The organism is Mesorhizobium sp. WSM4815 (assembly GCF_055811575.1).
This window is the reverse complement of the sequence record NZ_JBVVQS010000080.1, coordinates 77,218-102,817: the sequence shown is the minus strand read 5'-3', so window position 1 is coordinate 102,817 and position 25,600 is coordinate 77,218. Positions and strand designations below refer to the sequence as shown.

Here is a 25,600-nt window from a genome sequence, read left to right as displayed (position 1 = left end):
TTCCGATGCCGGCCACAGCATGAGAGAGATGCGTGCCAAAGCCTTACTCCGGACCGATCATCGATGCCCACCATCATCTTTGGGATCTCGGCCTCGGCCGCCATCCCTGGCTCGCCACAACGGCTGGCGAACGCGGCGGCCTGGGCGAGCTGGGCCCCTTGCGGCGAAACTATCTTCCTGAGGATTATTTGCGCGACGCAAGCCGGCACAATGTCGTCGCCACCGTTCATGTCGAGGCCGGTTGGGCCGGGGATGACTGCGTCGGCGAAACGCGATGGCTTGAAACGCTCGACAAGTCGCGGGGCGTGGCCGCCCGCTACGTCGTTCACGTCCCGCTGGCGAACCGCCAAGCGCCGGCGCTGGTCGAGGCGCAGGCGGCATTCGACCGTGTCGTCGGCGTGCGCGACATACTGAGCTGGGATCCCGATCCCGCCCGCCGTTTCGCTGCCCGTGATGACATCATGGACGACCCAGCTTGGCGCGCCGGCCTGGCGCTGCTTGCCGGCCACCGGCTGGTTTTCGACCTGATGGTGTTTCCGCGCCAGCTCGCCGGTGCAGCGCGCCTTGCAGCGGCCTATCCGAACCAGCAGTTCGTCCTCAACCACTGCGGCAGCCCGATCGATCGCGACGCCGACGGAATGCGGGCGTGGCGCGAAGGGGTTCGGCGTTTGTCCCAGTGTGACAACGTCGCCATCAAGATATCGGATCTGGTCGCCTACGATCATGACTGGACGCTCGACAGCCTGAAGCCGGTTGTCATGCATTGCATCGACTGTTTCGGCACGCGGCGCGCGATGTTCGGGAGTGACTTCCCGGTGGCCGGTCTGCACGCGTCGTTCGATGCAGTATATGACAGCTTCAAGGCCATTGCCGGGGAGCTTTCCGCAGACGAGCAGACGGCGCTGTTCTTCGGCAACGCAAGGCGCATCTACCGGCTTGACGATATGTCATCGGCGGGCCTGCTCCCTGCCTGAGAGAAGCAGCAGCCCCAGGATCAGCGAACCGAACAGGATGCTGCGCCAGCCCGGCGATGCGTTGACGACGGTTATGAGAGCCGTAATCGTGACCAGCAGGATGGCGCCGGGGATGGTGCCGGCATAGGTGCCGAGCCCGCCGAGGATCGAGGTGCCGCCGAGCACCACGGCCGCAATCGAGGCGAGCAGATAGGGATCGCCGATCCCGACATAGCCTTGCCCGTTCATGCCGAGCACCAGCACGCCCGCAAGCCCTGAATTGAAGCCGCTGATGCCGTAGACCGCCAGCGTCGTCGAGGTTACTGGAACCCCCGACAGTGCCGCGGCGAGCGGATTGGCGCCCATGGCGAAGAGCCGTGCGCCAAAGGATGTGGCATGCATTGCGGCCAGAACGATCACGGAGACGGCCACCCACAAGAGCACACCTGCGGGAATACCGGCCGGCCGCGCATTGCCGAGCCAGCGGACCAGCGGGTTTTCGGCGGTCACGGCGCTGCCGCCGGCGATGATGATCAGCAGACCCTGCAGGAATGTCGCCATGGCCAGGGTCATGATCATCGGATGGACGCGCAACAGCGCCACGCCCAGCCCGTTCACCAGACCGATTGTCGTCGTCAACGCAAGGACGGCAAGGACGGCGGTGAGCCCGGTCGGATCCCCCTGCCACGACAGCAGCGGCAGGCTGACGGCGCTCACTGTGACGATAGCCGCGACGGAAAGGTCGATGCCACCGGCAATCACCACGAAGGTCTGGCCCGCCGCAACCAAGCCAATTACCGCGGCCAGTTCGACCAGATAGCGCAAATGGCCATAGGCGCCGAAGCCACGCGAAACGAAGCTCGCGACGATCCACACCGCGGCAACGATGGCAACGGTGAGAAAAGGCCGGCTGCGCAGGATTGTCAGGGCGCGCCTGCCGCCTGCGCTCTCTTTCCATGCTGTCATTGCTGCACCTTGCGGAATTGCGGGGTGGCGACCGCCCCGATGATGATGAGGCCTTGTGCGACATACTGGGCGACCGGCGTGAAGCCGAGGAAGAACATCACACTGATCATCAGGCTGAGCAGCAGGCTGCCGGCAAGAGCGCCGCGCATCGTGCCTTGACCGCCGAGGAAGCCGATGCCGCCGAGCACGGCGGCGGCGATGGAATTCAGCGTGAAGGCCGTGCCGATGACCGGATCACCCGAACCCGTTTGCGCGGCAACGAACAGACCGGCGCCTGTGCAAAGCAGGCCACTGATCGCGTAAGCCGCTATCCGTGCGCCATCGACCGGCACGCCGGAGCGATAGGCGCCGACGGGATTCTCGCCGGCAGCATAGAGGCTCAAACCAAGCGGCGTGGCGAGATAGAGCTTCCACAGAAGGACTATGAGCATCAGCAGCACGAAGGCTGCGGGCGTGTTGCCGGCAAGCAGGTCCGACAGCCATTCCGGAATGGCGCCGCCGGGTCTCGGCAGGATGAGCAGCGCAGCACCGCCGATGATGAAGGAGCCGGCGAGCGTCACCACGATCGCCGGCAACCGAAGTTTCACGACAATGAACCCGGTTGCGGCACCGATGCCGACACCGGTCAGCGCCACCGCAGCGGCACCGCCGGCTACGCCCAGCGGCCCGGTCATCGTCGTCGCGGCGATCACCGCGCCCAGGCTGACCATTGCGCCGATCGCCAGGCTGATGCCACCAGTGAGCATGAGGATCGCTTGGGCCATGGCGACCAGCGCCAGCGGAAACCAGCTCTGGGTGAATTTGGCGAAGCCGGAAGCGGTCAAGAGGCCAGGAAAGAGGAAGCCATAGGCGACGAGGAACGCCATAACCACGGCGAACAGGCTGCGCACGCCGACATTGCGGCGCAGTTGAACCGGCCAGTAGAGAGCGCCGGCTTGCCCTGAGGGAGCCACCGTATTCACGCCGCCACCTTTCGCTGTTCGGCGCCCATCGCGGCGGAAACGATCGCTTCCTCGCTCAGCGCGCCGCGCTCGAGCATGGCAACGATGTGACCCTCCCGGACCACCGCGACGCGGTCGCAAAGGTGCACCAGTTCGGGTGTGTCGGAACTGAGCAGCACGACCGCCTTGCCGGCGGCGGCGAAGTTGCGAAGCATCATGTAGATTTCGCGCTTGGTCTCGACATCGACGCCGCGCGTCGGGTCATTGAGGAGAAGCACAAGCGGGTCGTGCGGCATCCATTTCGCCAGCGCGACCTTCTGCTGGTTGCCGCCCGAGAGGGCCTGCGCCGGCCGGTCGAGGTCGCCCTTGATACCAAGCTGGGCAGCGAGACCTCTTGCCGTCTCGCGCTCGGCACGGCGGCTGCGCAGCTTCAGCGCCGGCAGTCTTGCGAAAGCGGGCAGCATCATGTTGGTGATGATGGAATGGATCAGGTGCAGGCCCTCGCGCTTGCGGTCGGCCGGGACATAGGCGAGGCCAAGCGCGTTGGCTTTCGGCACACCGCTGGGCAAACCCGAAGCCCCCTTAACGATCGCGGATGCCGTCCTGGCCGGAATGGCACCGTAGAGGCCGAGCAGCAAATCTTCCTGCCCTTGCCCGACCAGGCCTCCGATGCCAAGCACCTCACCCGTCCTGATGTCGAGATCGACGTCGCGCATCAGGCCGGCCGAAAAATTGCGAACCGAAATGGCGTTGGCAGCCGATGCCGAAGGCTGCCAATGCGGAAAGAGGTCGCCGGGGTCGCGCCCGACCATCAGCCGTACCAGTCCTCTGGCGTCGGTTCCTTCCAGGGTGCGGTCCGCCGTGCAGGTGCCGTCCTTCAGGACGGTGACGTGCTGGCACAGCGCCATGACTTCGTTCAGCCGGTGCGAAATGTAGAGAATGGCGATGCCCTCGCCGCGCAGCCTCTCCAACAGGTCCGTCAGGACTTTCGTTTCGGTTGCCGAAAGCGACGAAGTGGGTTCGTCGAGAATGAGCACGCGCGGCCGGCGGTAAAGCGCCTTGGCGATCTCCACCATCTGCCGGCGGCCAAGCGACAATTGTCCGACCGGCATCGAGAGCGGTTCGTGAAGTCCGACAAGATCGCATGCTGCCCTGGCCCGCACTGCGAGTTCGGGATAGTCGAGCAAACCGAACCGGCGCGGATAGGCGCCAAGGCCGATGTTCTCGGCGATGGAGAGGCTGGCCGTCAGGCTGAGTTCCTGCTGGACGACGGCAATCCCTGCCTGTTGCGCATAGGCAGGGCTCATGCGCGACACCGGGCGCCCATCGACCTCGATCGCCCCGCCGTCCGGGCGCAAGGCACCGGACAAAAGGTTGATCAGCGTCGACTTTCCGGCGCCGTTCTCGCCGAGCAGCGCATGCACGCGGCCCGGCTGGAGAGCGATGGAAACATCGCGCAGGACGGGATTGCCGAAGAAGGACTTCGACACCCCCCGCGCGGCAAGAAGCGGAGCCGTGGCCAGCACTTTCTGCGACCTTTCAGGCTTATTGCTCAGCCAGAACTTTCTTGAACAACTCCTCGTCGTAGGGCGAATAGATATAGCCGTCGGCCGGAAAGTCGGCCGCCCGTGCGAGGTACTGATCGATATTGGAATTGTCGATCACCGGCAGCGGGATCTTGACAAAAGCCGGCACATCCTTGCCTTCCAGCGCCTGGACGGCGGTGTAGGTGGCGAAAGCGCCGAGCCAGTTCGGCTGCATGGTTGCCCAGCTCTTGAGGCCCTTTTCCTTCCAGAGTTCGAGGAATTGGCGGGCATTCTCGCCGGTGATCGGCACTTGTTCGCGGCCCTGCTTGTCGAGGGCGAGCACCGCGCCCGCCGACAAGGCGCCGCCGAGCGACAGTATCCCGTCGATCTCGGGATTGGCGAACAGCAGGCTGGTGACGGCTTCCTGTGCGGGCGCGACATTGTAGGGTGTATTGGTCTCGGCAAGGACCGTCACGTCAGGATGGGCCTTGAGCGCCGCGTCAGCGCCTTTGCGCCGATCGTCGCTGACCGAAACGCCGGCCGGGCCGTTGAGGATGAGGATCTTGCCCTTGCCGCCGATCGCGTCGATCAGGAACTTGGCCGCCTGATCGCCCCACTGGGCGGAATCGGTGTTGACCTTGGCGGTCACCTGGTCGGTGTCGACGAGGCTGTCGAAGTTGATGATGGCGATGCCCTTGGCGCAGGCATCCGCCAGCACACGCGCCGGCGCGGTCGACGAGCCGGCAATCAGGATGATGGCGTCAACGTCGGAATCGATCATCGACTGGATCTGCTGGATCTGGACGTTTGCGTCGCCCTGGGCGTCGGTTACGACAAGCTTGTCGACCAGCCCCTGCTTCTTCAGGGTCTCGACCTCGGCTTCGATCGTGCCCTGTGTCTGCTTCATCCAGGTCGGCACTGAATAAATGTTGGCCCAGCCGATCGTGTACGGCGCCTTGCGGTCACCCTTGATGCATTTGGCGGCCGCATTGGCCTGCGAACCGGCGCCGAGGCTTAGTAGGAGACCGAGGCAAAGGGCGCTGGCGGATGCGAAAAACGATGATTTCGTCATGATTGTTCCCTTCTGAGGTTATGCCTGGACGTGCGGGGTCCGGACGAGAAAACCCGCCGGTTGCCGCATCCGGAAACCGCCTGTTTTTCTCGTCAGAACGTTCTGCGCCTGGCTCGTTATTGTCTGATATTTCAGACAATTGGTCTGTATATCAGACAAATGGGATGCTAGACTGAGCCTTGACATCTTTCAAGCGTCTTGAGACGAGGGCCGAATTGATTTTTACGCGGATGCGGCCGACATGAGCGATGGAGCTACTGGTCTGATCGAAACGGAAGCCGGCGCCGAGCCGCGCAATGGCGAACGCCGCCGCGGCATCGACCGCGTCATCATGCTGCTGGAAGCGCTTTTGCGGCACCGCGCGCCGATGCGCGTCGGCGACATCGCCAAGATGATCGGCGCACCGCGTTCGACCACTTACGAAATCGTCAACAGCCTGCTCGAAGCCGAAATGCTCGAAACCGTCGGGACGGAAGGCTACGTCTATTTCGGTCGGGCTATGCATCTGTTCGGCTGGGCCTACTCGCATCACAACGCCCACTACCGGCGCATTATCGAGACGCTGGACAAGATGGCGGCGGAGACTGGCGAGACCGTGCAACTGTGCGGCCTGCGCGGAAACAAATATATCGTTCTCGATTGCCGGGATTCATCCGGCCCGTTCCGGATTTCAAGTGATGTCGGGGTCGAGGTGCCGATCCCTTGGACGGCGTCCGGGCGGCTCCTGCTCGGCCATATGAGCGAGGAAGAGCTGAAGGACTTCATCCCGCCTGGCGACTACAAGCTGCCCGACGGCCGCGTCATTGCGCCAGCCGAATTCTTCAGCGATGTCGCCCTGGCCCGCCGGCAAGGTTTCAGCGAGACCGTCGCCCTCGCCGACCGCTTCACGTGGTGCATGGCCGCGCCCATCCGCGATAGCTACGGCGCCATCAACAAGACTCTTTGCTTCGTGTTGCCGGTCGACACACCGGAAGCGCGGCGCAGCGAATTGCTTGCCCTGCTGTGCGAACGCGCCCGTGGATTGTCGTTGGCGGGAAGCTAACGCATTTCGCCCAAAAGTGCGCAGCGGTTTTGGGATGACGACATGCATAAAAACAAAGAACTTAAAGCGCGTCGCGTGAATTCCTTATGACGCGCTTTTTGAAGAATCGGCTCTGGCGCCTTCGCCAAGGGAGCGCGGAAAAAAATGGCCGGGCTCGAATACGGCCCGGTCAAAAGAAGGTTACAACCTTCAGAGGGGAACGCCGTTCAGGGGAATGGGAGGAAACCGCCGAACGGTGTTGCCTGTTTGAGCTTGTTTGAGCGGGTTGGGGACGAACAAAATTCCAAAAGCCGGCGGGATAGCGAAAATTCCTGCTCTATTTGCTCTGACGTCTTCAGCCGGGTGATGCCCTTGTCTCAAGGAGATCGGCATAGTGCCGGCGCGCCACGTCGGGATGCGAGCGCAGGCGACTTTTCAGCACATTGGTGCCGACGTCGCGAAACAGCGGATTGTCCGGATCGCTCGCCGGTCCGCGCGCCTCGGCAGCCAGTTCTTCAGGCAGGGTCAGCAGCGGGATCGTCGCGTCGAGCCGGGCGCTGAAGAAAAACGGAACGGAAATCCGCTCGACACCGGCCGGCGGCGTCACGACACGGTGAACCGTTGCCCTGAGATAGCCGTTCGATGCCAGTTCGAGGAGTTCGCCGATGTTGACCACCAGCGTTCCGGGGATCGGATCCACATTCACCCAGCTTCCGTCATATTCGACCTGCAGCCCCTTGTTGTCGTCCTGAAGCAGGAGCGTCAGGAAACCGCCGTCCTTGTGTGCGCCGACACCCTGGTCGCCGCCGGTTGTGTCGCGCCCGGGATAGCGCACGATCTTCATGCGATGGTTGGGCTCACCGCTATAGATCGGATCGAAAGCATCCTCGGCCTGGTCGAGCGACAGCGCGAAGGCCTTCAGCAGGCGGACTGCCACCGCCGTCGCCCTGGTCTGCCATGCCAGCAGTGCCGGCTTGAGTTGCGGCAGGGCCGAAGGCCATTGGTTCGGCCCTTGCAGCCGCGTCCAGGCAGGAATGCCCGGCCCCTTTGGTATGGGTCGACGCTCGACGCCGATGTCGAGCTGTTCGCGCCAATCGGCCTTGCCCCTGGTCAGTTCGCCACCGGTGCGCGTGTAGCCGCGGAATTGCGGGGACTTGACCATTTCGATGGCCAGCTTGTCGGCTTCCGGCAAGGCAAAGAACCGCCGCGAGCCGTCGAGCACCTCGTCGATCTCCACAGCCGAAATTCCATGGCCGCTGAGATAGAAGAAGCCGACATCGCGGGCCGCCGTGCGCAGATCGAACAGAAAGGTCCGACGCTCCGACGCGCCCTGTTCGAGACGGCTGAGATCGAGCACGGGTACAATCCTGGCCATGGTCAACCTCCTCCTGCCTCAGGCTTGGTTCAGGCCTTTACGGTGACACGCAGGTTGTTGCGATCAAAGCAACGCTCGATCCAATCTCGATGCCATTGGCGGAAAGTCAGCGCTGCGTTTGGCGGCGGCAGGCAAATAACTTCCGAACGGCTGTTCCATGGCACACTCACGGCCAGGCGCTGCAATGTCATTGCATTAAGAGTTCTGCGGTCTCAGGTTCGCCCTCTCTTCATGAATTCGGCTCGATTGCGAACGCTCAGATCACACGACACGGCGACGACGCGCCATAGCCGCTTTCAGCCATCAGCGCGCGTCTTGACAAAATATTTTGTCAATACGAAAATGGGTATGCTTGAGCTTTGGCGGCCGCATCGGCTCGTAGTGGCGTCGTACCGCACCCGGCCCCGACTGTGAGGACGCCAAATCCTGAAAGGAGTTCCCATGCCGATCAAGAAAGATGAAACCGGAAAGCATTGGGTCGAGATGGAGTTCATTACGCCCGGCACACCCGAGCAGGTGTGGCGGGCCATTGCGACGGGTCCCGGCAACACTGCCTGGTTCACAAAAACCACGATCGACGAGCATGTCGGCGGCAGGCTTCATTTCGACTTCGGTCCCAATGGCGCGTCCACCGGCGAAGTGACGATTTGGGAGCCGCCGTTCCGTTTCGGCTATGTCGAACGCGACTGGAGCGAAGGCGCGCCGCCTGTCGCAACGGAGATCACCGTGACCAGCCGGTCGGGTGATCGTTGCGTCGTCCGCATGGTCCATTCGCTGTTTGCCTCGACCGACGATTGGGATGATCAGTTGGAAGGGTTCGAGAGCGGCTGGCCCGGCTTTTTCGAGGTGCTGCGCATTTACCTTTCGCACTTCGCTGGCGAAAACGCCGCCAGCTTCAGCGTCATGGCCAGCACGAAGGCCGACCAGCTCTCGATTTGGAGGCAACTTACCGAGACGCTCGGACTGGCCGGCGCAAATGTCGGCGAGCAGCGGAATGGCCCGCTGCAGCCGGAGAGACTATCCGGCATAGTCGAACGCGTGCGGCAGGACGACAAGCAGCGCTTCATCGCGCTGCGCCTGACTGCACCTGCTCCCGGCATTGCCCTGATCGGAACCTATGATATCGATGGCAGCGCAAACGCCAGCATGGCATTGTATCTTTATGGCGACGACGCCGAACAGCGCGCCGTCGAGGGCGAGCCCAAGTGGCGAAACTGGTTTGGCGAAACCTTCAAGCATCCGGGCTGACGGATGCTTCTGGATCGGCCGGCCAGAAGGTCGGCCGCCCGGGCAGTTCCGTTATCATGGCGCATATGCATAGGAGAGTGTGATGAAGGTCGCCAGGTGGGGCAACAGCCTCGCTATCCGTATTCCTGCAGTTGTGGTCGAGATCCTCGAACTCGGGGAAGGCGATGAGATTGAGATCCACGTCGCCGATGCCCGACGACTCGGCGTCGCGCGCAAACCTGCGCGCGAGGAATTACTGAAGCGGCTTCGCGCCTTCCGCGGCCGCCTTCCCGCCGATTTCAAGTTCGACCGGGACGAGGCGAATGCCCGGTAGCTTCTTCGACCGCGCAATTCGGCTGTCGGAACGATACTGCTGTGAAAGCGTCGCCCCGATCCGCTGACAGGACGCGTCAGTCGTGGAGTTCCCTCGAGATCGCCGGGCCGACTGAAAAATCGCTGAATGTGACTTCGAAACCTTCGCGTTGCGGCGAACAGCACATCATGCCGACCTCGACTGTTTTCGAGGGCGGGAAGTATGCGAGCCGCACCGGCTTCCAGCGATGGTCGGAGGCATCGCGATACTGAACGCGGATTGTCTCGGCATGGCGGGTCAGCCGGATCCTGACTCCGTCCGGACCGGCCGGGATGCTGACCAACGACCAGTCGGAAGCATCATTGGTGACGACGACGGAAAAATAGGCGAGCCCGTCGGTGAACTCGATGCCGGCCTTGACCCAATGCGTCTCGCTCAGCCGGACCATCAAACCGGCCTGATCATAGAGCACCTTGTAGTCCCCCTTGACGGTGACCTCGGCGCTGAAATCGCCCTCGACCTGCCGGTAGAGGAAGTGGCCATTGTCACGCCAGAAGCCATAAAAAGTCTCGCGCCAGAAATCGGTTTCCTTGCCGGTCCGAACATGCACGGTGCTGTCGCCGAAGGCATGATGCGGTGGCGGGTTGAGCCAAGTCAGTTCTGCAGGCTGAGATGTCATCGACTTGTTCGCCTCGCCGGTTCGTGTTGCGTCATCCGCCTCTCATGCGACGAGGCGGATTTGTCTCTTTTACGCGCTCATTTCGGCGCTTGGTAAAGCTCGGACGCGGCCTCTCTCAGCGCGCGCCGGCTCTCCGGCCTGAAATACATCATGTGGCCGCCTTCCAGCAGTTCGAGGCGGATAGGCGTTGCGCCGGGAAGCGAAGGAACCTGGCCGACAAGATAGCGTGACACCAGATAGGGCGTCACCAGGTCGGTGTAGCCGTTGACGATCAAAACGCCGAGGCCGGGATTTAGCGCGCGCGCCTGCTGAAGGTCATCCATCACGCCGGTATAGCCCTGACGCGTCGGGCTCGTCCCGTAATCCCAATTTCCGCTGATTTCACGGTTGAGAAGCCGATAGCTTAGATCGGTACGGAATTTCAGTTCCTCCCTGACATAGCTGACAAAGGCGGAAGTGAGCGCCGGCACGCTTCGGTCGAGCACCGGATCAGGGCCGCTGGGCCTTGGACTTTCCGGGGCAACGTCTGCCGTTTCGATCGTGCCGTCATAGACGCTGAGAACATTGCCCCTTGCCCGCGCAAACTCCTTGGCGAAGAGCGCGGTGGGAATGCGTGCAAAGTTTCGTTTCACGAGTTCGAGCGGCAGGCCGGTGATTTCAGCAACGCGCGGGCTCGCCAGACGCCCGCCCTGTTCGAGCCCGCTGGCAAGCGCGACGAGATAGTCGCCAAGCGCATAGCGTTCGACATCGGCCATCCGCTCCCGCAGTTCGGAACCGGTGACGCTTTGGCTGCGCAGGCGCACCGCCGCCAGCGACGGCAGCTCAAGCGCCCAGTGAAGCGGCTGGAACTCGTCGGGCCGCACGAGCGTGAATTCGAGCGCCGGCGAGATGAGCACGATGCCGCGAGGGCTGATGCCGATATCATCCTGGAGCGTCTTGGCAAGCAGTGCCGCCCGAAACCCGCCATAGCTTTCGCCGGCAAGAAACACCGGCGACGCTGTGCGGCCCGCCTGTGCCAGATAGAGCCGGATGAAGGCGCCCATCGCGGCGGCGTCCTGATTGACGCCCCAGAAGCTGCGTGCCTCGGTGCCGGATGCTTCGCGGCTGTAACCGGTTCCGACGGGATCGACAAAGACCAAGTCGGTCATGTCGAGCCAGGTGTTCGGGTTGTCCAAAAGCCGCTGCGGCGGTGGGAGAAAACTTCCATCGGCCGCTGTCGCCATCACGCGTGGACCAAGCGCGCCAAGATGCAGATAGGCGGAAGCCGCTCCGGGACCACCGTTGAATACGAAGGTGATCGGGCGGCGGGGATCAGGTTCCCGGCTTGGCTCGGGACGCAGCGTGTAGGCGACATGAAAGATTTCCGCGGTGACGTCGCCCTTGCCGGATAGCAACGACAGCGTGCCGGCCCTTGCCTGATAGTTGAGCGTGCGTCCCGCGATCACGATCGAATGATCTGAGACCTGGGGCGGCGGGAGCAGCGACAGAACGCCGCCCGAAGGCGACGGCCGTTCGGCCACTTGCGCATGGCCGGCTGGAAGGCCGCCGACCAGCACCAGCATAGCAAGGGTGATTTCTAGGAGCTTGGTACGCATGGCGACTCCGCAGCGGAACGACTGCAAGCTACCACGCTGATGGCTCAGCCGAAATCACAGGACTGTGCACGCCCTCGCTGCTGGAAGGAGAGCAAGGCTTTCAACGCACGATCTTCACGCACATCGGCGTGCCGATATCGATAAACCGCCCGGTGTCGGCCAGCCGACCCGTGGCCGCATCGCGTGCGAAAATCGAGATGCGGTCGGCGTTCTGGTTGGCCGAGAAGAGATGGCGACCCGAGGGCGTCAGTGCCAGATTGCGCGGCGTAGCGCCCCCGCACGGCGCATGGTCGACCAGCGCAAGCGTGCCCGTCTGCTGGTCGACGGAAAACAGCACGACACTGTCATGGCCGCGGTTGGAGCCATAGAGGAAGCGGCCGTCGGGCGATATCTGGATGTCGGCGCAATGATTGCCGTCGCGCGCCGCGGCCGGCACGGCCGGCTTCGTGTCGATCTCGGTGAGCCTGCCCGACGCTTCGTCCAGCGCAAGCGAGACGACCGTCGAATCCAGTTCGTTCATGACGAATACGAAGCGCCCGCCCGGATGCAGCGCCACGTGACGTGGCCCAGCGCCGGGCGCAAGCGCCGACTCCGCCAGTCTGGTCAGGCCGCCGTCCGGCCCGATGCGGTACGCGACAAGCCGATCGATGCCGAGATCGGCGACCATCGTCACGCCACCGGCAATCGTCTCGGTGACGCTGTGGGCATGGGGACGTTCCTGACGAACTGCGTCGGGACCAGTTCCGCTATGGGCAACGCTCGACAACGGCGCAGTCAGGCCGCCATCGTCGCGCAGTCCGTAGACGACGAGCGAGCGATCGGGGCCGCCTTCGCCCATGCCGTAATTTGCGACCAGGAGCTTCGTCCCGTCGCGCGTGACGGTGTTGTGCGCCGTGATGCTGCCAAGCGTCGGCTGCTTGTTGATGTAGGAGAGCGCGGCGGTTTGCCTGTCGAAATGGTAGGCCGAAACCACGCCTTCGCGCCAGGTGAACACTTCGGAGTTGGCATAGACATGGGAGCCGCCCGGCGTCACCGACAGGAAGGTCGGATTGTCGACGTCTCCCGTCTCGGCCAGTTTCCTCGTCTCCAGCGTCTCTTCGTCGAAACTGTAGACGCTGAGCCCAACGCCGCGCGCGCCCTGAAAATACGGCGCCTCGCGGTTGAGGCTGCCGACGAAGACCAGACAGGCGTCCTGCATCGAAATCCCCCCTTGTTCCGCCGACACCCAGCCGCAGCGGATCGCGGCAAAATTTCGCCTGTTCACGCTTGAAACACAATCCCATATGTGAAAATACTATTCACCAAAGAAGATTGGTACGGGGACCGATCGTGCAATCCAATCTCGACACGAAACCCAATACAAGGAGATGGGGCTGATCCGCGCCAGCTATGAAGTCCAAGAGTGAAGGAGAGCTCGTGCTTTATTGCCAGCTCCTGCAGACGGTGAAGTGCCGGAATCCGGCCGATTTCGCCGGCAAGACGGAGACATAGGCGATGGCGGCCATCGCCGAATTGCCGCTGACCGGGCTCGTCGTCGTCGACATGAGCCAGTTCCTGTCCGGGCCCTACTGCTCGCTGCGGCTGCTCGACCTTGGCGCCCGCGTCATCAAGATCGAGCGCCCCGATGGCGGTGACCTGTCGCGCCGGCTCTATCTCAGCGACACCGAGATCGGCGGCGATTCCACCATCTTCCACGCCATCAACCGGGCCAAGGAAAGCTTTGCCATCGACCTCAAGGAAGCGGCCGATCTGGCGGCGCTGCGCGGCCTGCTGGCCAAGGCCGACGTGCTGATCCAGAATTTCCGGCCCGGTGTCATCGAGCGCCTTGGCCTTGACTACGAGGCGGTGCGCAAGATCAATCCACGCCTGGTCTATGCCTCGATCAGCGGCTATGGCGAAGAAGGCCCCTGGGTCAAGCGCCCCGGGCAGGATCTGCTGGCGCAGGCGCGTTCCGGCGTGATGTGGGTGAACGGCGACGAGGACCAGGGTCCGGTGCCCTTCGGCCTGGCGATTGCCGACATGCTGGCAGGCGCCGCCGCCGCGCAAGGCATCCTTGCCGCACTGGTGCGGCGCGGCCTGACCGGCACCGGCAGTCATGTCGAGACCAGCCTGCTCGAAGCGCTGGTCGACTTCCAGTTCGAGGTGCTGACCACGCATCTCAATGACGGACGCCGCCTGCCACGGCGATCGGCGTTCCGCAGCGCCCATGCCTATCTGTCGGCGCCTTACGGCGTCTATCCGGCCAAGGACGGCTATCTGGCCATCGCCATGACGCCGATCCCGAAGCTGGCCGACCTTTTGGAACTCGAACAGCTTGCGCCCTATCGCGATCAGCCGTCGACCTGGTTCACCGCCCGCGACGAGATCAAGGCGATCATTGCGCAAAAAATCGCGACGAAAACCGTCGACGAATGGCTTGCCATCCTCGATCCCGCCGACATCTGGTGCGCCAGGGTGCTGACCTGGCCGGAAATGATGGCCAGCGAAGGTTTTCAGGTGCTCGACATGCTGCAGACCGTGACGCGCGAGGATCACGTCTCGATCCTCACCACGCGTTCGCCTCTGCGGGTCGATGGCGTCCGCGCCAAGGTCGAGCGGGCGGCGCCGCGCATCGGCGAGCACAGCGCAAAGATCCGCGAAGAATTCGGGCTGTGAGCGACGTGACGCTCAAAGGCATGACCTGGAGCCATCCGCGCGGCTACGACCCGATGGTCGCCTGTTCGGGACTGTGGAAGCAGCAGACCGGCGTCACCATCGAATGGGACAAGCGCTCGCTGCAGGATTTCGAATCGTTTCCGGTCGAGGACCTGGCCCGTGCCTACGATTTGATCGTCATCGATCATCCGCATGTCGGCCAGATCACCGCCGAGACTTGTCTGGCGCCGCTCGACGTTGTGGGGCGTGGAGAGGAACGCGCGGCACTGGCGGCAGGCAGCGTCGGCCAGTCCTATCCTAGCTACAACTGGCAAGGCCGGCAGTGGGCGTTTCCGATCGACACGGCAAGCCAGGTGCAGGCGTGGCGGCCGGACATGCTTTCCGCCGCGCCGGCGAACTGGTCCGAGATGCTCGACCTGGCGCGGCAAGGCCGCGTGCTGCTGCCGCTCAGGCCGCCGCATTCGCTGATGGTGTTCTACACGCTTGCCGGCAATCTCGGCAGGCCCGCCGTCGAAGAGCCTGGCGACCACATAAACCCTGACATCGGCGGCCGCGTTTTCGAGATGATGCGCGAGATCGCGGCTCTCGTCGATCCGACCTGCCTTGGCATGGACCCGATCGGCGTCCTGGAGGAGATGGCCAGCTCCGGCACGCGGATCGCCTGCGCGCCGCTGATCTACGGCTACGTTTCCTATGCCATCGCCGGATTCCGCAGCAGCCGCCTTGCCTTCGCCGACATTCCGCCTGCCGGCAACGCCGGTGTAGTCGGGTCGGCGCTCGGCGGAACCGGCATTGCCGTGTCGGCCTTTTCGAAGGCCACGCAAGAGGCCATCGACTTTGCCTATTGGATCGCCAGCGGCGAGGTGCAGCGCGGCCCCTATGCGTCGGCCGGCGGCCAGCCCGGCCATGCCGCAGCCTGGGACGATGCCGCCGTCAACGCAGCCGCCGGCAATTTCTACAAGGACACCCGCGCCACGCTCGAGAGGGCCTGGGTCAGGCCACGCCAGGATGGCTACATGGCCTTCCAGCAGGCGGCCTCCGATCGTATCAACCTCGGACTGACCGAAAGGCACGATGCCGGCCGCGTCGTCGCCGATCTCAATCGCCTGTTTGTGAAGAGTCTCCGGCACCCGGCGCTGAGATGAGGCAGAGTTCGCTAACTTCTCTATAAATTCCAGAGCCGCTTCGCATTGGCGGAGAGCAGCTTTTGCCGTTCGTCGATGCTTGCTCCGGCAAGCAGCGCGTGCGTTGCCGCAATCCAGGTGGCTAGTCCGCCGCCAAGCGTGCAGACCGGCCAGTCGCTGCCCCACACGACGCGGTCCCAGCCAAAGCATTGGATGGTGTGCTCGACATAGGAACGCAGCGTTTCGACAGTCCAGGATCCAGCGTCCGCATAGGCGACCACACCGGAAATTTTGCCGACGACGTTCGGGCGCCGCGCGATCTCCGCCATATGCTCGCGCCAGGGATGCTCACTGCTGCCCTTGATATCGGGCACGCCGCAATGGTCGAGCACGAACTGCGCGTCCGGCGCGAGGTCGGCAAGCGCAATCGCCTTGGGGATCTGATGCGGCAGGACGACGAGGTCGAAGGTCAGTTTGGTGCCGGCAAGCCGCTTGATGTTATCGCGAAACAGCGCGCCTTCCGAAAGCTCGTCCGGCACGACGTGGAGCACACGGCGAAAACCCCTGACGAAAGGATCGGCGCGCTGGCGCTCGAGATAGGCGGCAAAGCCCGGCTCTTCCGGACGGCAGGAGGCTATTGCCCCGCGCAGCAAGCTGTCCTTCTGGTGTGACAGCGCCTTTACGTGACTGGTCTCAGCCTCGATATCGGCTGGATCGACATCGACCTCCATGTGCAACGCGCCCTCTATGCCGGCGCGGCGAGCCTGGACTGCATATTCGTCGTAGGGGAAATCGCGATTTAGTGCCGGCACGCCGGAGAGCCAAGGATAGCGCAACGCCGACTGGTCGATCAGATGCAGATGGGTATCGAAGATCATGATTGCGCGCTCCTCCTTCGCCGTTTCAAAATCATCTCACGCAGAAATTGTTCAATCAGTCGCCTGCTTGGCAGCGGCTCCCGCCAGTTGCGACAGCTTTTCGGCCGCTGCCAGCAACAGTTCTATGGTCCTCGTAATGTCGGGCGCCCTGGGTGCGTTGATCAGGGTTATGTAGGGGATCGACAGCGCGGCGATCGCCCTACCGTCCGAGCCAAGCACGGGTGCCGACAGGTTGAACACACCGGCGGTCTGCATCGATGCCATCATTTCATAGCCGCGTTGTCGGATCTGGTCGAGACGGGCAAAGAAGTCCGGCGATTGAGGCGGCTTGTGGGCGCTGCGCAGATGTTCGGAGATCATCATCCGCCGCTCTTCCGGCGAGCGGAACGCCAGCAGCACATGTCCGGAGCCGGTGTCGAACAGGCTGACATGCGCGCCGACGCGAATCGAGATGCCCCAATAGTCCGGCGCCTCCTGCTGGGCGATCACCACGGCAGAACCGCGGTCGAAGACGACAAGCTGGTTTGACTGCTGCGAGGTCTCGGCAAGTTCGCGCATCAGCGGCGTCGCATAGGAAACCAGCCGCCGCACCGGCGCGTGCAGATGCGCCAGGCCAAACAGCTTGAGCGTCAGCGAGTAACGGTCGCCATCCGGCCGCGTGACGTAGCCGCGCCGCACCAGCCGGTCCAACATGCGGTAGAACTCGTTGGGGCTGCGGTCGAGCTTCTTGGCGATTTCCGCCTGGGTCAGGCCGCCATCGACGCCGGCCAGAAGCTCAAGGATGTCGAGACCCTTGTCGAGCGCCGGCGCGCGATAGCGGTCATCGTCCTCGTCCTCCGCCATAGTCACTCCCCGTGGTCAGCATCCGAAGGACCATCGGCTTGGTGATTGTGTAAATTATTTGTTTGTATGTAAATAGTGGGCAGATCACCGCCGGTGCAACGCAACGCATCGCGGCATTCATAACGACGATAGTGAAACAGGAGCCGGATATGCAGCGGATGGCAATGGTGCTCGGCCTCAAGCCGGAAAAGGTCACCGAATATGTGCGGCTTCACGCAGCCGTCTGGCCTGAAGTGCTGGCGATGATTTCCGCCTGCAACATCAGGAACTATTCGATCTATCTCAAGGAGCCGGAGCACCTCTTGTTCAGCACTTTCGAGTACCACGGCACCGACTATGCCGCCGACATGGCGAAGATGGCCGCCGATCCCAAGACGCAGGAATGGTGGGCGCTGTGCATGCCTTGCCAGGAGCCGCTGCCGACCCGCAAGGAGGGCGAATGGTGGGCATCGATGGACGAAGTCTTCCATCATGACTGATGGCGTTTTCGACCCAGCCTCGCTCTCCCAGTCCTGGGCGAAGCCATCGAAGCCGCGGCCGATCGTGATTTTCGGCGCCGGCTCGATCGTCGGCGACGCGCATTTCCCGGCCTATGGGAAAGCCGGCTTTCCGGTCGCCGGGCTTTTCGATCCAGACCACGCCAAGGCGGAAAAACTCGCGGCCAACTGGGGCGTCACCGCTTACCGGTCGATCGAGGAGGCTACTTCAATCGACGGCGTCATCTTCGACCTGGCGACGCCGCCGGCTCATCATGCCGGCGTGCTCAGGGCGTTGCCCGACGGCGCCGTAGCGCTGATCCAGAAGCCGATGGGCAGCGACCTCAGCGAGGCGAGCGAGATCCTCGGAACCTGCCGCGCCAAAAACCTGAAAGCGGCTGTGAATTTCCAGCTTCGCTTCGCACCGATGATGCTGGCTCTCAGGGATGCGATCGCCAGGGGCTGGCTGGGCGACGTCGTCGACTTCGACGCCTGGCTGGCGCTGGCGACACCCTGGCAGCTGTGGGGATTCCTGCTGAAGGCGCCGCGCGTCGAGATCGCCATGCACTCGATCCATTATCTCGACCTGATCCGGCAATTGCTCGGCGATCCCAGGGGGATTCACGCCAAGACGCTCGGTCATCCCGACCATAAGGTCGCGCAAACCCGCACCAGCGCGATCCTCGACTATGGCGACACAGTGCGCTGTGCGCTGTCGATCAATCATGATCATAAATTTGGCCGAAAACACCAGGCCTGCGAGTTCCGCATCTGCGGAACCGAGGGCGCCGCCTATCTCAAGCTCGGGCTCAACCTCGACTATCCGCGCGGCGAGCCCGATATCCTTGAAATCTATCCGAAGGGCGGCTCAGACTGGGTCACGGTGCCGCTCGTCGGCGAATGGTTTCCGGACGCCTTTGTCGGCCGCATGGCCAATGTCCAACGCCACGCATCAGGCGAAGACGCCGAGCTTGTCAGTTCCGTCGAGGACGCCTGGAGCACAATGGCGCTGGTCGAAGCTGCCTACCAAGCGAGCGCGGCGCCGGCAACACCGATCGCGGCGAGGCCCTGACATGGAGCAGACTGTCTATTTCGAGGATTACCGGATCGGCTCGTCGCGTATGACCAGCGGGCGCACCATCACCGAGACCGACTTCGTCGTGCATGCCGGCCATACCGGCGATTTCTTCCCTCACCACATGGACGCCGAGTTCATGAAGACGACGCCGTTCGGCCAGCGCATCGCCCATGGCACGCTGGTCTTCTCGGTCGGCGTCGGACTGACGGCAAGCGTCATCAACCCTGTCGCGTTCTCCTATGGCTATGACAGGTTGCGCTTCATCAAGCCGGTGTTCATCGGCGATACGATCAAGACCCGCACCACCATCTCGGCCAAGCAAGACGACCCAAAGCGGCCGGAGTCGGGTCGCGTCATCGAGCGCTGCGAGGTGATCAACCAGCATGGCGATGTGGTCCTGGTTGCCGACCACATCTACATCGTCGAGCGCCGCGACAAGCCCAACAGCGCTTAAGGGCTCCAGCGATCCGGTCCGCCGCATTGATGACCGCTCCCCGGCGGACGGTTCGTCAAAGCGGAAAGCGCGCCCGCGAGGGCCGCTTCGGTTAACTGCTCGTGGAGCCTCGCCTCGGTCGGCGGATAGCTCTCACCTTGCCGCTGTTTCCACCGCCGCAGAAGAACTGATCGCCACCATCGGACTCGAGCCCCGACACGCCCGTTCCAGGCGGCATCTCAAGCTTCTCCAGGACCTTTCCGGTTTCAGGATCTATCCGCCTGACGTCGCTTTCGTCACCTTCCCAGGTGCCGTGCCAGAGTTCGCCGTCGATCCAGGTGACCCCTGTGACGATACGGTTGGAATCGATTGTGCGAAGAACTGCCCCTGTCTGGGGGTCGATCTGATGGATTTTGCGACCGCGATTCTGCCCCACCCAAAGTGAGCCTTCGGCCCAGGCGAGTCCGGAGTCGCCGCCGCCACCTGGCGCCGGAATCGTGGCGAGCACGCGGCCAGTGTTGGGATCGATCTTCTGAATGCGATCTTCGGCGATCTGGAACAGGTGCTGGCCGTCGAAGGCCGTTCCTGCGTGCGCGGCGACATCGATCGCGCGCACCACATTGCCGCTCGCAGGATCCAAGGCGTTCAGCCTGTCTCCTGACGCAAACCAGACCTGCTGACCGTCGAATGTAACCCCAGCCACCTGGTCGACACCCGGAAAGGGTCCATATTCGCGGAGGACTTCAGCTGCAGATCGTTTCATGCTTCTGCTCCAGGCTCAGATCTGTTGAATTGTCCATGACACTAGTAACCCGACAGTGAGCCGGGGAGTAACAAGATTGTCGGGAATCCCGGCACCGGCGGGGTCATCCAACGGCGCGCTCGCCCGCGGCCGAAGGACTGCACCTTGCCTGCTGCCGCAAGCTGCTCGAGCGAGCGCTGCACGGTGCGCGAGCTGGCTCCGAGCGCAATTGCGAGCGCCGAGCTCGACCACGACTCGCCGTCGGCGAGGAAGGCGAGCACCGCTGCATGCGGCTCGTCGGCGGGCGGCGCCAGCACCACGACATCGCGTGGGCGGCGCGGCATAAGCGCAAAGCCTCGCTTGGTCGCGCTCACATCCGCCAGTGACCGCAACTCCACCCGAAGCCGACCGACTTCGACCCGCAACCGGGCGCGATGCGATTCATCGGCGTGCTTGCCGCCGAAGGCGCGTGCGACGAGCGTGCTCCGCGGCACGTCTGCGGGCCAGGCTTCGCCCAGCGCACGCGCAAGCGCGAACAGGACCGGGCGCGTCGCCAGCGAGACGATCATGCCGGCGTCCCGCACGATATTGCGGCAGGCGTCGACGACGAGTGCCCCCGACGCCAGCAGCGCTTCGACCTCCTCGAGCAGGAGCGGGCGCTCAACCCCGCGCGCGATCAGCCGCGCCGCGGGCGTGTTCATCACCAGGGATGCGCCTTCAACCTCGGCCGTCAGCGCTGGAATGTCCGCCTGGCCCGCCGCGTGCGCGGCCCGCCCGAGCGCAGCGCGCGCCGCCTTGGTGCGGAGGCGGCGTAGCGCGACCCCCGCAATCACCAGCTCGTGGGCGGCCCTCGACGCGGGTGGGAGCGTCGTCGGGTGGAAGCCGGCGAGCCTGCTCTCGGCCTCATCGAGGCGTCCGATCAGGAGCAGGCGCCGCGCTTCGAGATTGCGCGCATGCGCGGCATTGACGTGGTCGCCGTGCTTTTCAAGCGTCGACCGCGCGGCGTCGAGTGCCTTCGCCGGCCAGCCGAGGTCGCGCGAGACGAGCGCGATCTCGGCTTCGGCGACGACGCACCTCGCGCGGGCCACTGCCTCTTTCGGACCGAAGGCGCGCGCAGCACTTTTGAGGAGAGCCTTCGCGCGAACGAGATCGCCGAGCTGCGCCATTGCAATGCCGCGCAGCGCAAGCGCAGGCGCATCGTCACGCAGGGCGACCCGCTTCAAAGCGCCAAGGGGATCACCCGTCGCAAGGGCGCGCGCTGCAGCGGTGATCAGCGAGTCCATCGGAATCCCGTCACACTTGTCACTCTCACCTTTCGATGTCCGGTCCTAATCTATCTCAGCACCAACAACCAGCGCGCCGTGTCGAAAAGGGATGACGTCTCGATGACACTCCACCCCGACCAGAAGATGCCGCCCGAAGGCAGCGGATCTGCCGATTTCCCAAGCGACGAAGTCGCCGCCCGCGACGCGGCCGACTGGCTATCGCTGGCGGCCGCGCCCACCTTCGCAATCATGGCGCTGCTGACGGCCGTTATCGGTGATGCCGACATGATCTGCGCGGCGCAAGATGCGTCGCCGCTGAACGAAATGGCGATGATGTACTTGCTGATGAGCGCCTTCCATTTTGCGCCCTGGCTGAAGCTGGTCGCCGGCCGACGAAGCGGTGCCCACCGGTCGTGACCCGGGCGTGCGCCAGGTCAAACGTGAATTACAGAGTTCCGCCGGATAGGTTGACCTCGGCTGCATGACGCATCATGCGGCGAAAGCTCATCGAGATATGGGCTCGCCTGATGTGCCCGATCGACTCCCAGTCGCCGATCTCGGCGGCGGCAAGCACCTCTTCCATTTCGCGGCGGAACGCAGTGAACTCCTCGACCAGGCCCAACTGCGGCATCATCTTCAGGACGACGCGCGCGACCTGAAAATACAGGCGCTCGCTGATCTCGCGCAGCGGCTGGTTGCCGGTCATCGCGGTGAGCTCGTAGAAAAAATCCATGTTGAGGCGCAGGAAAGCGCGCTGGTCGGGATTGAGCACATCGGAATCGCAGCGCGCGATGAGTGCCCTTATCCGGTCGAGGTCGTCCGCCGTGCGCGGGATCGGCGAAAGCTTGCCGACGAGGAGCGCCAGTTCCAGGCGCAAGTGATAGACCTGCTGCAATTCCTCGATGTCGACATCGGTGACGATCGTGCCGACGCCATGGACGGATTGAACCAGACCCTCGGATTCGAGGCGCGCCAGGACACGGCGAACCGGCGTGCGGCTGATCTGGAATTCCTGGGCAAGCTCTTCCTCGGAGAGATGGCTGCCGGGCGCATAGTCGAGCAGGCAGATGCGGTCGCGCAATATCCGGTAGATACGCTCGAACCGCTCCCGCGCCGAGAGCGGGCGCGGCGGTGCGGCGGTCGCGGCCAGGGCGGCATCCGTCTCAAGCGTCATCCAGCCTCCAGGACAGCGTGCAGGAACTGCCGCGTCCGCTCGTTCTTGGGGGCGCCGAACAACTCGTTTGGCGGCCCCTGTTCGCAGATCTTGCCGGCATGGAAAAAGCAGACGCGATCGGAGAATTCCTTGGCAAATCCCATCTGGTGGGTGACCATCAGCATGGTGAGGTCATGTTCCCTGCCGAGTTTTCGGATGACTTCAAGCACTTCGCCGACGAGTTCGGGGTCGAGTGCCGAGGTCACCTCGTCGAACAGCATGATCTTGGGCCGCATGGCGCAAGCGCGGGCGATGGCGACACGCTGCTGCTGGCCGCCGGAAAGCTGCGAGGGATAGTGGTCCTTCTTCTCCGACAGGCCGACCATGTCGAGCAATTCGGCCGCACGCGCCTCGGCATCGGCCCGCTTCATGCCGAGCACGGTTATCGGCGCCTCGATGCAGTTCTGCATCGCCGTCATGTGCGGGAACAGGTTGAACGACTGGAACACCATGCCGATCTTGGCGCGGATCTTGCGGATGTGCGCGAGATCGGCGGGAACAAGCTTGCCGTTCCTCTCCATGTGGGTGAGCGGCTCGCCTTCGACCCAGATGACGCCGTCATTGATCGTCTCCAGCGTCATCAGCATGCGCAGCACCGTGGTCTTGCCGGAGCCGGACGGCCCGATGATGGAAACCTTCTCGCCGCGTGCTATGTCCAGATTGAGCCCGTCGAGAACGGTCAGCGCGCCGTAGCGTTTCGAAACATTGTCGAAGCGGACCATCGGTTGTTCCGTCATCGCATGGTCCTCCGGTTGAGCAAGCCTTCGAGGGAGCGAATGAGCGCGGCAGAAACCAGGCTCATGGCAAGGAAGAACAGGCCGACCAGCGTCATCGGCTCAGTGTAGCGGAAGGTTTCGGAGCCGATGATCTTGGCGGTCTGCATCAGCTCCAGCACGGCGATTGCGGAAAGCAATGGCGTCTCCTTGAACAAGGCAACCAGATAGTTGCCGAGCGCCGGAACGATCGGCGGGATCGCCTGCGGAATGATGATGTCGCGGAACGTCGTCCAGGCTGACAGATTGAGGGCGACCGAGGCTTCCCACTGGCCGCGATGGATGTTGTCGAAACCGGCGCGATAGACCTCAGAACAATAGGCAGCGTAGTGGATACCGATGGCAAGCACCCCGGCGGTGAAGGCGTCGAGCACGACACCGAATTTCGGAAAGACGAAATAGAGAAAGAATATCTGGATCAGCAACGGGGTCGACCGGATCAGTTCGACCAGCACCGAAATCGTCCAGCCGGTCCACGGCACGGCGATGCGGACGACCGCCAGCACCAGGCCAAGCGAGGCGGCAAGCGCAAACCCGATCAGCGTCGCCTCGATGGAAACGATGGCAGCGCTGGCGAGCACCGGCAGGATTTCAAAAGCAAATGCCCAGTCCCAGATCATGCTGCCTTCCCCCGCGCCAATCCGAGCGAAGCCCGCCTTTCGAGAAGCCGCATGCCGATGGTCACGACCAGCGACATTGCCAGGTACATCAGCAGGACGAGGGTGAAGATCGGAATGGTCTTGAACGTGTTCTGGTTCATTTGCTGCGCCTTGAAGGCGAGGTCCGAGAGCGTGATCAGCGAGACCAGCGCTGTCGATTTCAAAAGCTCGATGAACAGATTGCCCCAAGGCGGGATCATGGCGACGAAAGCCTGCGGCAGGATGATCCGGCGCAGCATCTGGGGGCGGCTCATGTTCAATGCGGTAGACGCCTCCCACTGCCCGCGGGCGACGGACTGGATCGCGCCGCGCACGACTTCCGATCCGTAAGCACCAACGTTCAGGCCGAGCGCCAGGACAGCAACCAGAAATGCGTTGAGCGTGACACCGAACTGCGGCAGCACGAAAAACAGCCAAAACAATTGCACCAGCGCCGAGGTGCCGCGGAAGATCTCGACATAGACCGTGGCCAGCCATTTGAGCGGCGCCGGGCCATACATCCTTGCCAGCGCCGCCAGCACGCCCATGACGATTGCCAGCAGGCTGCCGAGGATAGCGATCTCGATCGTCAGGACCGCGCCTTGCAGCAGCCCCGGCATAAACACTTTGTAAGAGTCCTGCGTTGCCAAGGCACCGATCACGACAAGCGCGACGACCAGCATGGCAACGAGCGTACGGATTCCCATGCGGATTCCCCCAGGAAAAAGGGGCGGCGCTTTCGCGCCGCCAGCAGTTGGGAACCTATTTGCCCGCGCAAAGCTCCGCGGTGGTCTTGTTGGGCAGGTAGTCCTTGCCGAAGCCGAGCGGCTCGACCAGCGCGATGTGCTCCGGCGAACCGAGGAACGTCTTCAGCTCGGCGTTGAACGCCTCCTGCAGGTCGGTATCTTCCTTGCGGAAGCCGAAGCCGCCATGGCCTTTCACCGACTTGCCGGCAACCTCGCCGAACGGCTTGGTCGATTCGACGCCGTCGGCCTTCTTGGCCATGTCTGCGATCGAAAGAGCGGTTAGCGCGGCAGCGTCGGCACGGCCCGACTGGACGGCGGCGACCAGACTGGACTGGTCGGGCAAGGCAACGATCTGCCCGGCGGCGACACCAGCGTCCTTGGCATAGCCGCCCTCGACGGCGCCGGCCATCACGGCGAGCTTGAGATCCGGGTTTTCCTTGATGCTGGAAAAGTCCTTCACGCCCTTCGGATTGCCTTTTGCCACCAGCATGGCCTGACCGATGCCGTAGGACGGCTCGGAGAAATTGATCTCGGCGCAGCGCTTCGGATTGATGAACATGCCGGCGGCGATGATATCGAAACGGCCGGCCTTGAGACCTGGGATAAGCGAGCCGAACTCGGTCAGCACGCCGTCAACCTGCGCGATACCCATCTTGGCGAGTACCGCCTTGGCAACTTCCGGCGCTTCGCCGGTCAGCTTGCCGTCAGGCGTGGCGTAACCGAACGGCGCCTCGTTGGCAAAGCCGACGCGGATATAGCCGTCCTTCTTGGCCTGTTCGAGGGTGGTTTCCGCATAAGCGGGCAGCGCCGTGAATGATGTCGCGGCAAGCGCGAGGCAGGCGGCGGCTTTCACGACCATCCGGCGCGATATCGATGATTTGAACATGCTTTTCTCCCATTGAACAACTGACTGATATTCCCGGGCGCGGCCTTCTTCGAGGTCGACACCTGCCTGTCAAGACGTATACAACTGCCCTAGACATTGTGCAAGCTAAGATATAAAAACTACAGAAATCTGGTAATAATTCGTAATCAGACCACACATTATTGCCAGTTGTGCACAATTTA

27 protein-coding genes and 1 pseudogene are annotated in these 25,600 nt (G+C 63.2%); 11 read left to right on the top strand and 17 right to left on the bottom strand.

All coding sequences use genetic code 11. The annotated features are described in order from the left end of the window. The first annotated feature begins 32 nt into the window (after positions 1-32). Positions 33-974 carry an amidohydrolase family protein gene (locus AC0L2B_RS06485; protein ID WP_473744645.1) on the top strand — a complete coding sequence of 314 codons (942 nt, stop codon included), beginning with the start codon at positions 33-35 and terminating at the stop codon, positions 972-974. Here the strand turns inward: AC0L2B_RS06485 and AC0L2B_RS06480 are convergent. From AC0L2B_RS06480 to AC0L2B_RS06465, 4 genes are read right to left on the bottom strand one after another with little or no spacing between them, the layout of a single operon-like run. Beyond that, the gene (locus AC0L2B_RS06480) at positions 948-1,919 is read right to left on the bottom strand and encodes an ABC transporter permease (protein ID WP_208602530.1); all 972 of its coding nucleotides are present in this window, start codon (positions 1,917-1,919) and stop codon (positions 948-950) included. The two genes, AC0L2B_RS06485 and AC0L2B_RS06480, sit on opposite strands and share 27 nt — an antisense overlap. Beyond that, positions 1,916-2,872, bottom strand: coding sequence for an ABC transporter permease (locus AC0L2B_RS06475; protein ID WP_473493159.1), 957 nt, complete (start codon positions 2,870-2,872; stop codon positions 1,916-1,918). Before AC0L2B_RS06475 ends, AC0L2B_RS06480 begins: the two co-directional genes overlap by 4 nt. A gap of 5 nt (positions 2,873-2,877) precedes the next feature. Then, entirely contained in the window at positions 2,878-4,386 is a 1,509-nt protein-coding gene (locus AC0L2B_RS06470) for a sugar ABC transporter ATP-binding protein (protein ID WP_473512545.1), read from the bottom strand. Between the two features lie 19 nt (positions 4,387-4,405). Next, positions 4,406-5,458, bottom strand: coding sequence for a substrate-binding domain-containing protein (locus AC0L2B_RS06465; RefSeq protein ID WP_473744644.1), 1,053 nt, complete (start codon positions 5,456-5,458; stop codon positions 4,406-4,408). A gap of 241 nt (positions 5,459-5,699) precedes the next feature. Between AC0L2B_RS06465 and AC0L2B_RS06460 the strand changes: the two genes are divergently transcribed. Further along, entirely contained in the window at positions 5,700-6,500 is an 801-nt protein-coding gene (locus AC0L2B_RS06460) for an IclR family transcriptional regulator (RefSeq protein ID WP_473744643.1), read from the top strand. 334 nt (positions 6,501-6,834) lie between these two features. On the opposite strand, the gene AC0L2B_RS06455 is transcribed toward AC0L2B_RS06460, so the two are convergent. Next, a complete protein-coding gene (locus AC0L2B_RS06455; protein ID WP_473744642.1) occupies positions 6,835-7,854 on the bottom strand; it encodes an isopenicillin N synthase family dioxygenase in 1,020 nt (339 codons plus the stop codon). Between the two features lie 441 nt (positions 7,855-8,295). On the opposite strand from AC0L2B_RS06455, the gene AC0L2B_RS06450 reads away from it, so the two are divergent. Together AC0L2B_RS06450 and AC0L2B_RS06445 are read left to right on the top strand one after the other, a co-directional pair. After that, positions 8,296-9,102, top strand: coding sequence for an SRPBCC family protein (locus AC0L2B_RS06450; protein WP_473744641.1), 807 nt, complete (start codon positions 8,296-8,298; stop codon positions 9,100-9,102). Between the two features lie 82 nt (positions 9,103-9,184). Further along, a complete protein-coding gene (locus tag AC0L2B_RS06445) occupies positions 9,185-9,415 on the top strand; it encodes an AbrB/MazE/SpoVT family DNA-binding domain-containing protein (protein ID WP_473493127.1) in 231 nt (76 codons plus the stop codon). Between the two features lie 76 nt (positions 9,416-9,491). Here AC0L2B_RS06445 and AC0L2B_RS06440 read toward each other — a convergent pair whose 3' ends face one another. From AC0L2B_RS06440 to AC0L2B_RS06430, 3 genes are all read right to left on the bottom strand, one after another. After that, complete coding sequence (locus tag AC0L2B_RS06440; protein ID WP_473744640.1) at positions 9,492-10,073, bottom strand: DUF1349 domain-containing protein; 582 nt, start codon at positions 10,071-10,073, stop codon at positions 9,492-9,494. 77 nt (positions 10,074-10,150) lie between these two features. Beyond that, entirely contained in the window at positions 10,151-11,668 is a 1,518-nt protein-coding gene (locus AC0L2B_RS06435) for a S10 family peptidase (RefSeq protein ID WP_473744639.1), read from the bottom strand. Between the two features lie 100 nt (positions 11,669-11,768). Beyond that, positions 11,769-12,866, bottom strand: a complete 1,098-nt coding sequence (locus tag AC0L2B_RS06430; protein ID WP_473744652.1) for a lactonase family protein — start codon at positions 12,864-12,866, stop codon at positions 11,769-11,771. A gap of 157 nt (positions 12,867-13,023) precedes the next feature. On the opposite strand from AC0L2B_RS06430, the pseudogene AC0L2B_RS06425 reads away from it, so the two are divergent. From AC0L2B_RS06425 to AC0L2B_RS06415, 3 genes and pseudogenes are all read left to right on the top strand, one after another. Continuing rightward, positions 13,024-13,159 (top strand): annotated as a pseudogene (locus AC0L2B_RS06425) (amine oxidase); the annotation flags it as partial. Positions 13,160-13,162: 3 nt separating this feature from the next. Further along, the gene (locus AC0L2B_RS06420; RefSeq protein ID WP_473744638.1) at positions 13,163-14,323 is read left to right on the top strand and encodes a CaiB/BaiF CoA transferase family protein; all 1,161 of its coding nucleotides are present in this window, start codon (positions 13,163-13,165) and stop codon (positions 14,321-14,323) included. A 20-nt stretch (positions 14,324-14,343) separates the two neighbouring features. Then, on the top strand, positions 14,344-15,468 hold the full coding sequence (locus tag AC0L2B_RS06415; RefSeq protein WP_473744651.1) for an extracellular solute-binding protein: 1,125 nt from the start codon (positions 14,344-14,346) through the stop codon (positions 15,466-15,468). A gap of 20 nt (positions 15,469-15,488) precedes the next feature. On the opposite strand, the gene AC0L2B_RS06410 is transcribed toward AC0L2B_RS06415, so the two are convergent. Together AC0L2B_RS06410 and AC0L2B_RS06405 are read right to left on the bottom strand one after the other, a co-directional pair. Next, positions 15,489-16,325: an amidohydrolase family protein gene (locus tag AC0L2B_RS06410; RefSeq protein ID WP_473744637.1), complete on the bottom strand. Its 837-nt coding sequence runs from the start codon at positions 16,323-16,325 to the stop codon at positions 15,489-15,491. 51 nt (positions 16,326-16,376) lie between these two features. After that, positions 16,377-17,168: an IclR family transcriptional regulator gene (locus AC0L2B_RS06405; protein ID WP_473521582.1), complete on the bottom strand. Its 792-nt coding sequence runs from the start codon at positions 17,166-17,168 to the stop codon at positions 16,377-16,379. A 149-nt stretch (positions 17,169-17,317) separates the two neighbouring features. Here AC0L2B_RS06405 and AC0L2B_RS06400 point away from each other — a divergent pair, with 149 nt between their 5' ends. From AC0L2B_RS06400 to AC0L2B_RS06390, 3 genes are read left to right on the top strand one after another with little or no spacing between them, the layout of a single operon-like run. Continuing rightward, positions 17,318-17,647 carry an L-rhamnose mutarotase gene (locus tag AC0L2B_RS06400; RefSeq protein WP_091597514.1) on the top strand — a complete coding sequence of 110 codons (330 nt, stop codon included), beginning with the start codon at positions 17,318-17,320 and terminating at the stop codon, positions 17,645-17,647. Continuing rightward, positions 17,640-18,716 carry a Gfo/Idh/MocA family protein gene (locus AC0L2B_RS06395; protein ID WP_473744636.1) on the top strand — a complete coding sequence of 359 codons (1,077 nt, stop codon included), beginning with the start codon at positions 17,640-17,642 and terminating at the stop codon, positions 18,714-18,716. The genes AC0L2B_RS06400 and AC0L2B_RS06395 overlap by 8 nt, the downstream gene beginning before the upstream one ends. Position 18,717: 1 nt before the next feature. Next, entirely contained in the window at positions 18,718-19,176 is a 459-nt protein-coding gene (locus AC0L2B_RS06390; protein WP_473744635.1) for a MaoC/PaaZ C-terminal domain-containing protein, read from the top strand. A 91-nt stretch (positions 19,177-19,267) separates the two neighbouring features. Here the strand turns inward: AC0L2B_RS06390 and AC0L2B_RS06385 are convergent, their stop codons facing one another. Continuing rightward, positions 19,268-19,918, bottom strand: coding sequence for a Vgb family protein (locus AC0L2B_RS06385; RefSeq protein ID WP_473493118.1), 651 nt, complete (start codon positions 19,916-19,918; stop codon positions 19,268-19,270). Between the two features lie 41 nt (positions 19,919-19,959). Further along, positions 19,960-21,180 (bottom strand): helix-turn-helix domain-containing protein, encoded by a 1,221-nt coding sequence (locus AC0L2B_RS06380; protein WP_473744634.1) that lies wholly within the window; start codon positions 21,178-21,180, stop codon positions 19,960-19,962. Positions 21,181-21,282: 102 nt separating this feature from the next. Here AC0L2B_RS06380 and AC0L2B_RS06375 point away from each other — a divergent pair, with 102 nt between their 5' ends. Further along, a complete protein-coding gene (locus tag AC0L2B_RS06375; protein ID WP_473744633.1) occupies positions 21,283-21,579 on the top strand; it encodes a hypothetical protein in 297 nt (98 codons plus the stop codon). Positions 21,580-21,607: 28 nt separating this feature from the next. Here AC0L2B_RS06375 and AC0L2B_RS06370 read toward each other — a convergent pair whose 3' ends face one another. The 5 genes from AC0L2B_RS06370 to ehuB are packed head-to-tail and all read right to left on the bottom strand — an operon-like array spanning position 21,608 to position 25,418. Next, positions 21,608-22,336 (bottom strand): GntR family transcriptional regulator, encoded by a 729-nt coding sequence (locus tag AC0L2B_RS06370; RefSeq protein WP_473744632.1) that lies wholly within the window; start codon positions 22,334-22,336, stop codon positions 21,608-21,610. Next, positions 22,333-23,112: an ectoine/hydroxyectoine ABC transporter ATP-binding protein EhuA gene (gene ehuA, locus AC0L2B_RS06365; RefSeq protein WP_027152502.1), complete on the bottom strand. Its 780-nt coding sequence runs from the start codon at positions 23,110-23,112 to the stop codon at positions 22,333-22,335. Before ehuA ends, AC0L2B_RS06370 begins: the two co-directional genes overlap by 4 nt. Beyond that, a complete protein-coding gene (ehuD, locus tag AC0L2B_RS06360; protein WP_023800464.1) occupies positions 23,109-23,768 on the bottom strand; it encodes an ectoine/hydroxyectoine ABC transporter permease subunit EhuD in 660 nt (219 codons plus the stop codon). Before ehuD ends, ehuA begins: the two co-directional genes overlap by 4 nt. Then, positions 23,765-24,493: an ectoine/hydroxyectoine ABC transporter permease subunit EhuC gene (ehuC, locus tag AC0L2B_RS06355; RefSeq protein ID WP_473744631.1), complete on the bottom strand. Its 729-nt coding sequence runs from the start codon at positions 24,491-24,493 to the stop codon at positions 23,765-23,767. The genes ehuD and ehuC overlap by 4 nt, the downstream gene beginning before the upstream one ends. Before the next feature lie 55 nt (positions 24,494-24,548). After that, positions 24,549-25,418 carry an ectoine/hydroxyectoine ABC transporter substrate-binding protein EhuB gene (gene ehuB, locus AC0L2B_RS06350; RefSeq protein WP_023800462.1) on the bottom strand — a complete coding sequence of 290 codons (870 nt, stop codon included), beginning with the start codon at positions 25,416-25,418 and terminating at the stop codon, positions 24,549-24,551. Positions 25,419-25,600: the final 182 nt, after the last annotated feature.

Excerpts from the sequence above, each read along its gene's own strand:
- AC0L2B_RS06480 (WP_208602530.1), bottom strand. The coding sequence starts at position 1,919 with ATGACAGCATGGAAAGAGAGCGCAGGCGGCAGGCGCGCCCTGACAATC.
- AC0L2B_RS06465 (WP_473744644.1), bottom strand. The coding sequence starts at position 5,458 with ATGACGAAATCATCGTTTTTCGCATCCGCCAGCGCCCTTTGCCTCGGT.
- AC0L2B_RS06460 (WP_473744643.1), top strand. The coding sequence starts at position 5,700 with ATGAGCGATGGAGCTACTGGTCTGATCGAAACGGAAGCCGGCGCCGAG.
- AC0L2B_RS06455 (WP_473744642.1), bottom strand. The coding sequence starts at position 7,854 with ATGGCCAGGATTGTACCCGTGCTCGATCTCAGCCGTCTCGAACAGGGC.
- AC0L2B_RS06450 (WP_473744641.1), top strand. The coding sequence starts at position 8,296 with ATGCCGATCAAGAAAGATGAAACCGGAAAGCATTGGGTCGAGATGGAG.
- AC0L2B_RS06445 (WP_473493127.1), top strand. The coding sequence starts at position 9,185 with ATGAAGGTCGCCAGGTGGGGCAACAGCCTCGCTATCCGTATTCCTGCA.
- AC0L2B_RS06440 (WP_473744640.1), bottom strand. The coding sequence starts at position 10,073 with ATGACATCTCAGCCTGCAGAACTGACTTGGCTCAACCCGCCACCGCAT.
- AC0L2B_RS06435 (WP_473744639.1), bottom strand. The coding sequence starts at position 11,668 with ATGCGTACCAAGCTCCTAGAAATCACCCTTGCTATGCTGGTGCTGGTC.
- AC0L2B_RS06430 (WP_473744652.1), bottom strand. The coding sequence starts at position 12,866 with ATGCAGGACGCCTGTCTGGTCTTCGTCGGCAGCCTCAACCGCGAGGCG.
- AC0L2B_RS06420 (WP_473744638.1), top strand. The coding sequence starts at position 13,163 with ATGGCGGCCATCGCCGAATTGCCGCTGACCGGGCTCGTCGTCGTCGAC.
- AC0L2B_RS06415 (WP_473744651.1), top strand. The coding sequence starts at position 14,344 with ATGACCTGGAGCCATCCGCGCGGCTACGACCCGATGGTCGCCTGTTCG.
- AC0L2B_RS06410 (WP_473744637.1), bottom strand. The coding sequence starts at position 16,325 with ATGATCTTCGATACCCATCTGCATCTGATCGACCAGTCGGCGTTGCGC.
- AC0L2B_RS06405 (WP_473521582.1), bottom strand. The coding sequence starts at position 17,168 with ATGGCGGAGGACGAGGACGATGACCGCTATCGCGCGCCGGCGCTCGAC.
- AC0L2B_RS06400 (WP_091597514.1), top strand. The coding sequence starts at position 17,318 with ATGCAGCGGATGGCAATGGTGCTCGGCCTCAAGCCGGAAAAGGTCACC.
- AC0L2B_RS06395 (WP_473744636.1), top strand. The coding sequence starts at position 17,640 with ATGACTGATGGCGTTTTCGACCCAGCCTCGCTCTCCCAGTCCTGGGCG.
- AC0L2B_RS06390 (WP_473744635.1), top strand. The coding sequence starts at position 18,718 with ATGGAGCAGACTGTCTATTTCGAGGATTACCGGATCGGCTCGTCGCGT.
- AC0L2B_RS06385 (WP_473493118.1), bottom strand. The coding sequence starts at position 19,918 with ATGAAACGATCTGCAGCTGAAGTCCTCCGCGAATATGGACCCTTTCCG.
- AC0L2B_RS06380 (WP_473744634.1), bottom strand. The coding sequence starts at position 21,180 with ATGGACTCGCTGATCACCGCTGCAGCGCGCGCCCTTGCGACGGGTGAT.
- AC0L2B_RS06375 (WP_473744633.1), top strand. The coding sequence starts at position 21,283 with ATGACACTCCACCCCGACCAGAAGATGCCGCCCGAAGGCAGCGGATCT.
- AC0L2B_RS06370 (WP_473744632.1), bottom strand. The coding sequence starts at position 22,336 with ATGACGCTTGAGACGGATGCCGCCCTGGCCGCGACCGCCGCACCGCCG.
- ehuA (WP_027152502.1), bottom strand. The coding sequence starts at position 23,112 with ATGACGGAACAACCGATGGTCCGCTTCGACAATGTTTCGAAACGCTAC.
- ehuD (WP_023800464.1), bottom strand. The coding sequence starts at position 23,768 with ATGATCTGGGACTGGGCATTTGCTTTTGAAATCCTGCCGGTGCTCGCC.
- ehuC (WP_473744631.1), bottom strand. The coding sequence starts at position 24,493 with ATGGGAATCCGTACGCTCGTTGCCATGCTGGTCGTCGCGCTTGTCGTG.
- ehuB (WP_023800462.1), bottom strand. The coding sequence starts at position 25,418 with ATGTTCAAATCATCGATATCGCGCCGGATGGTCGTGAAAGCCGCCGCC.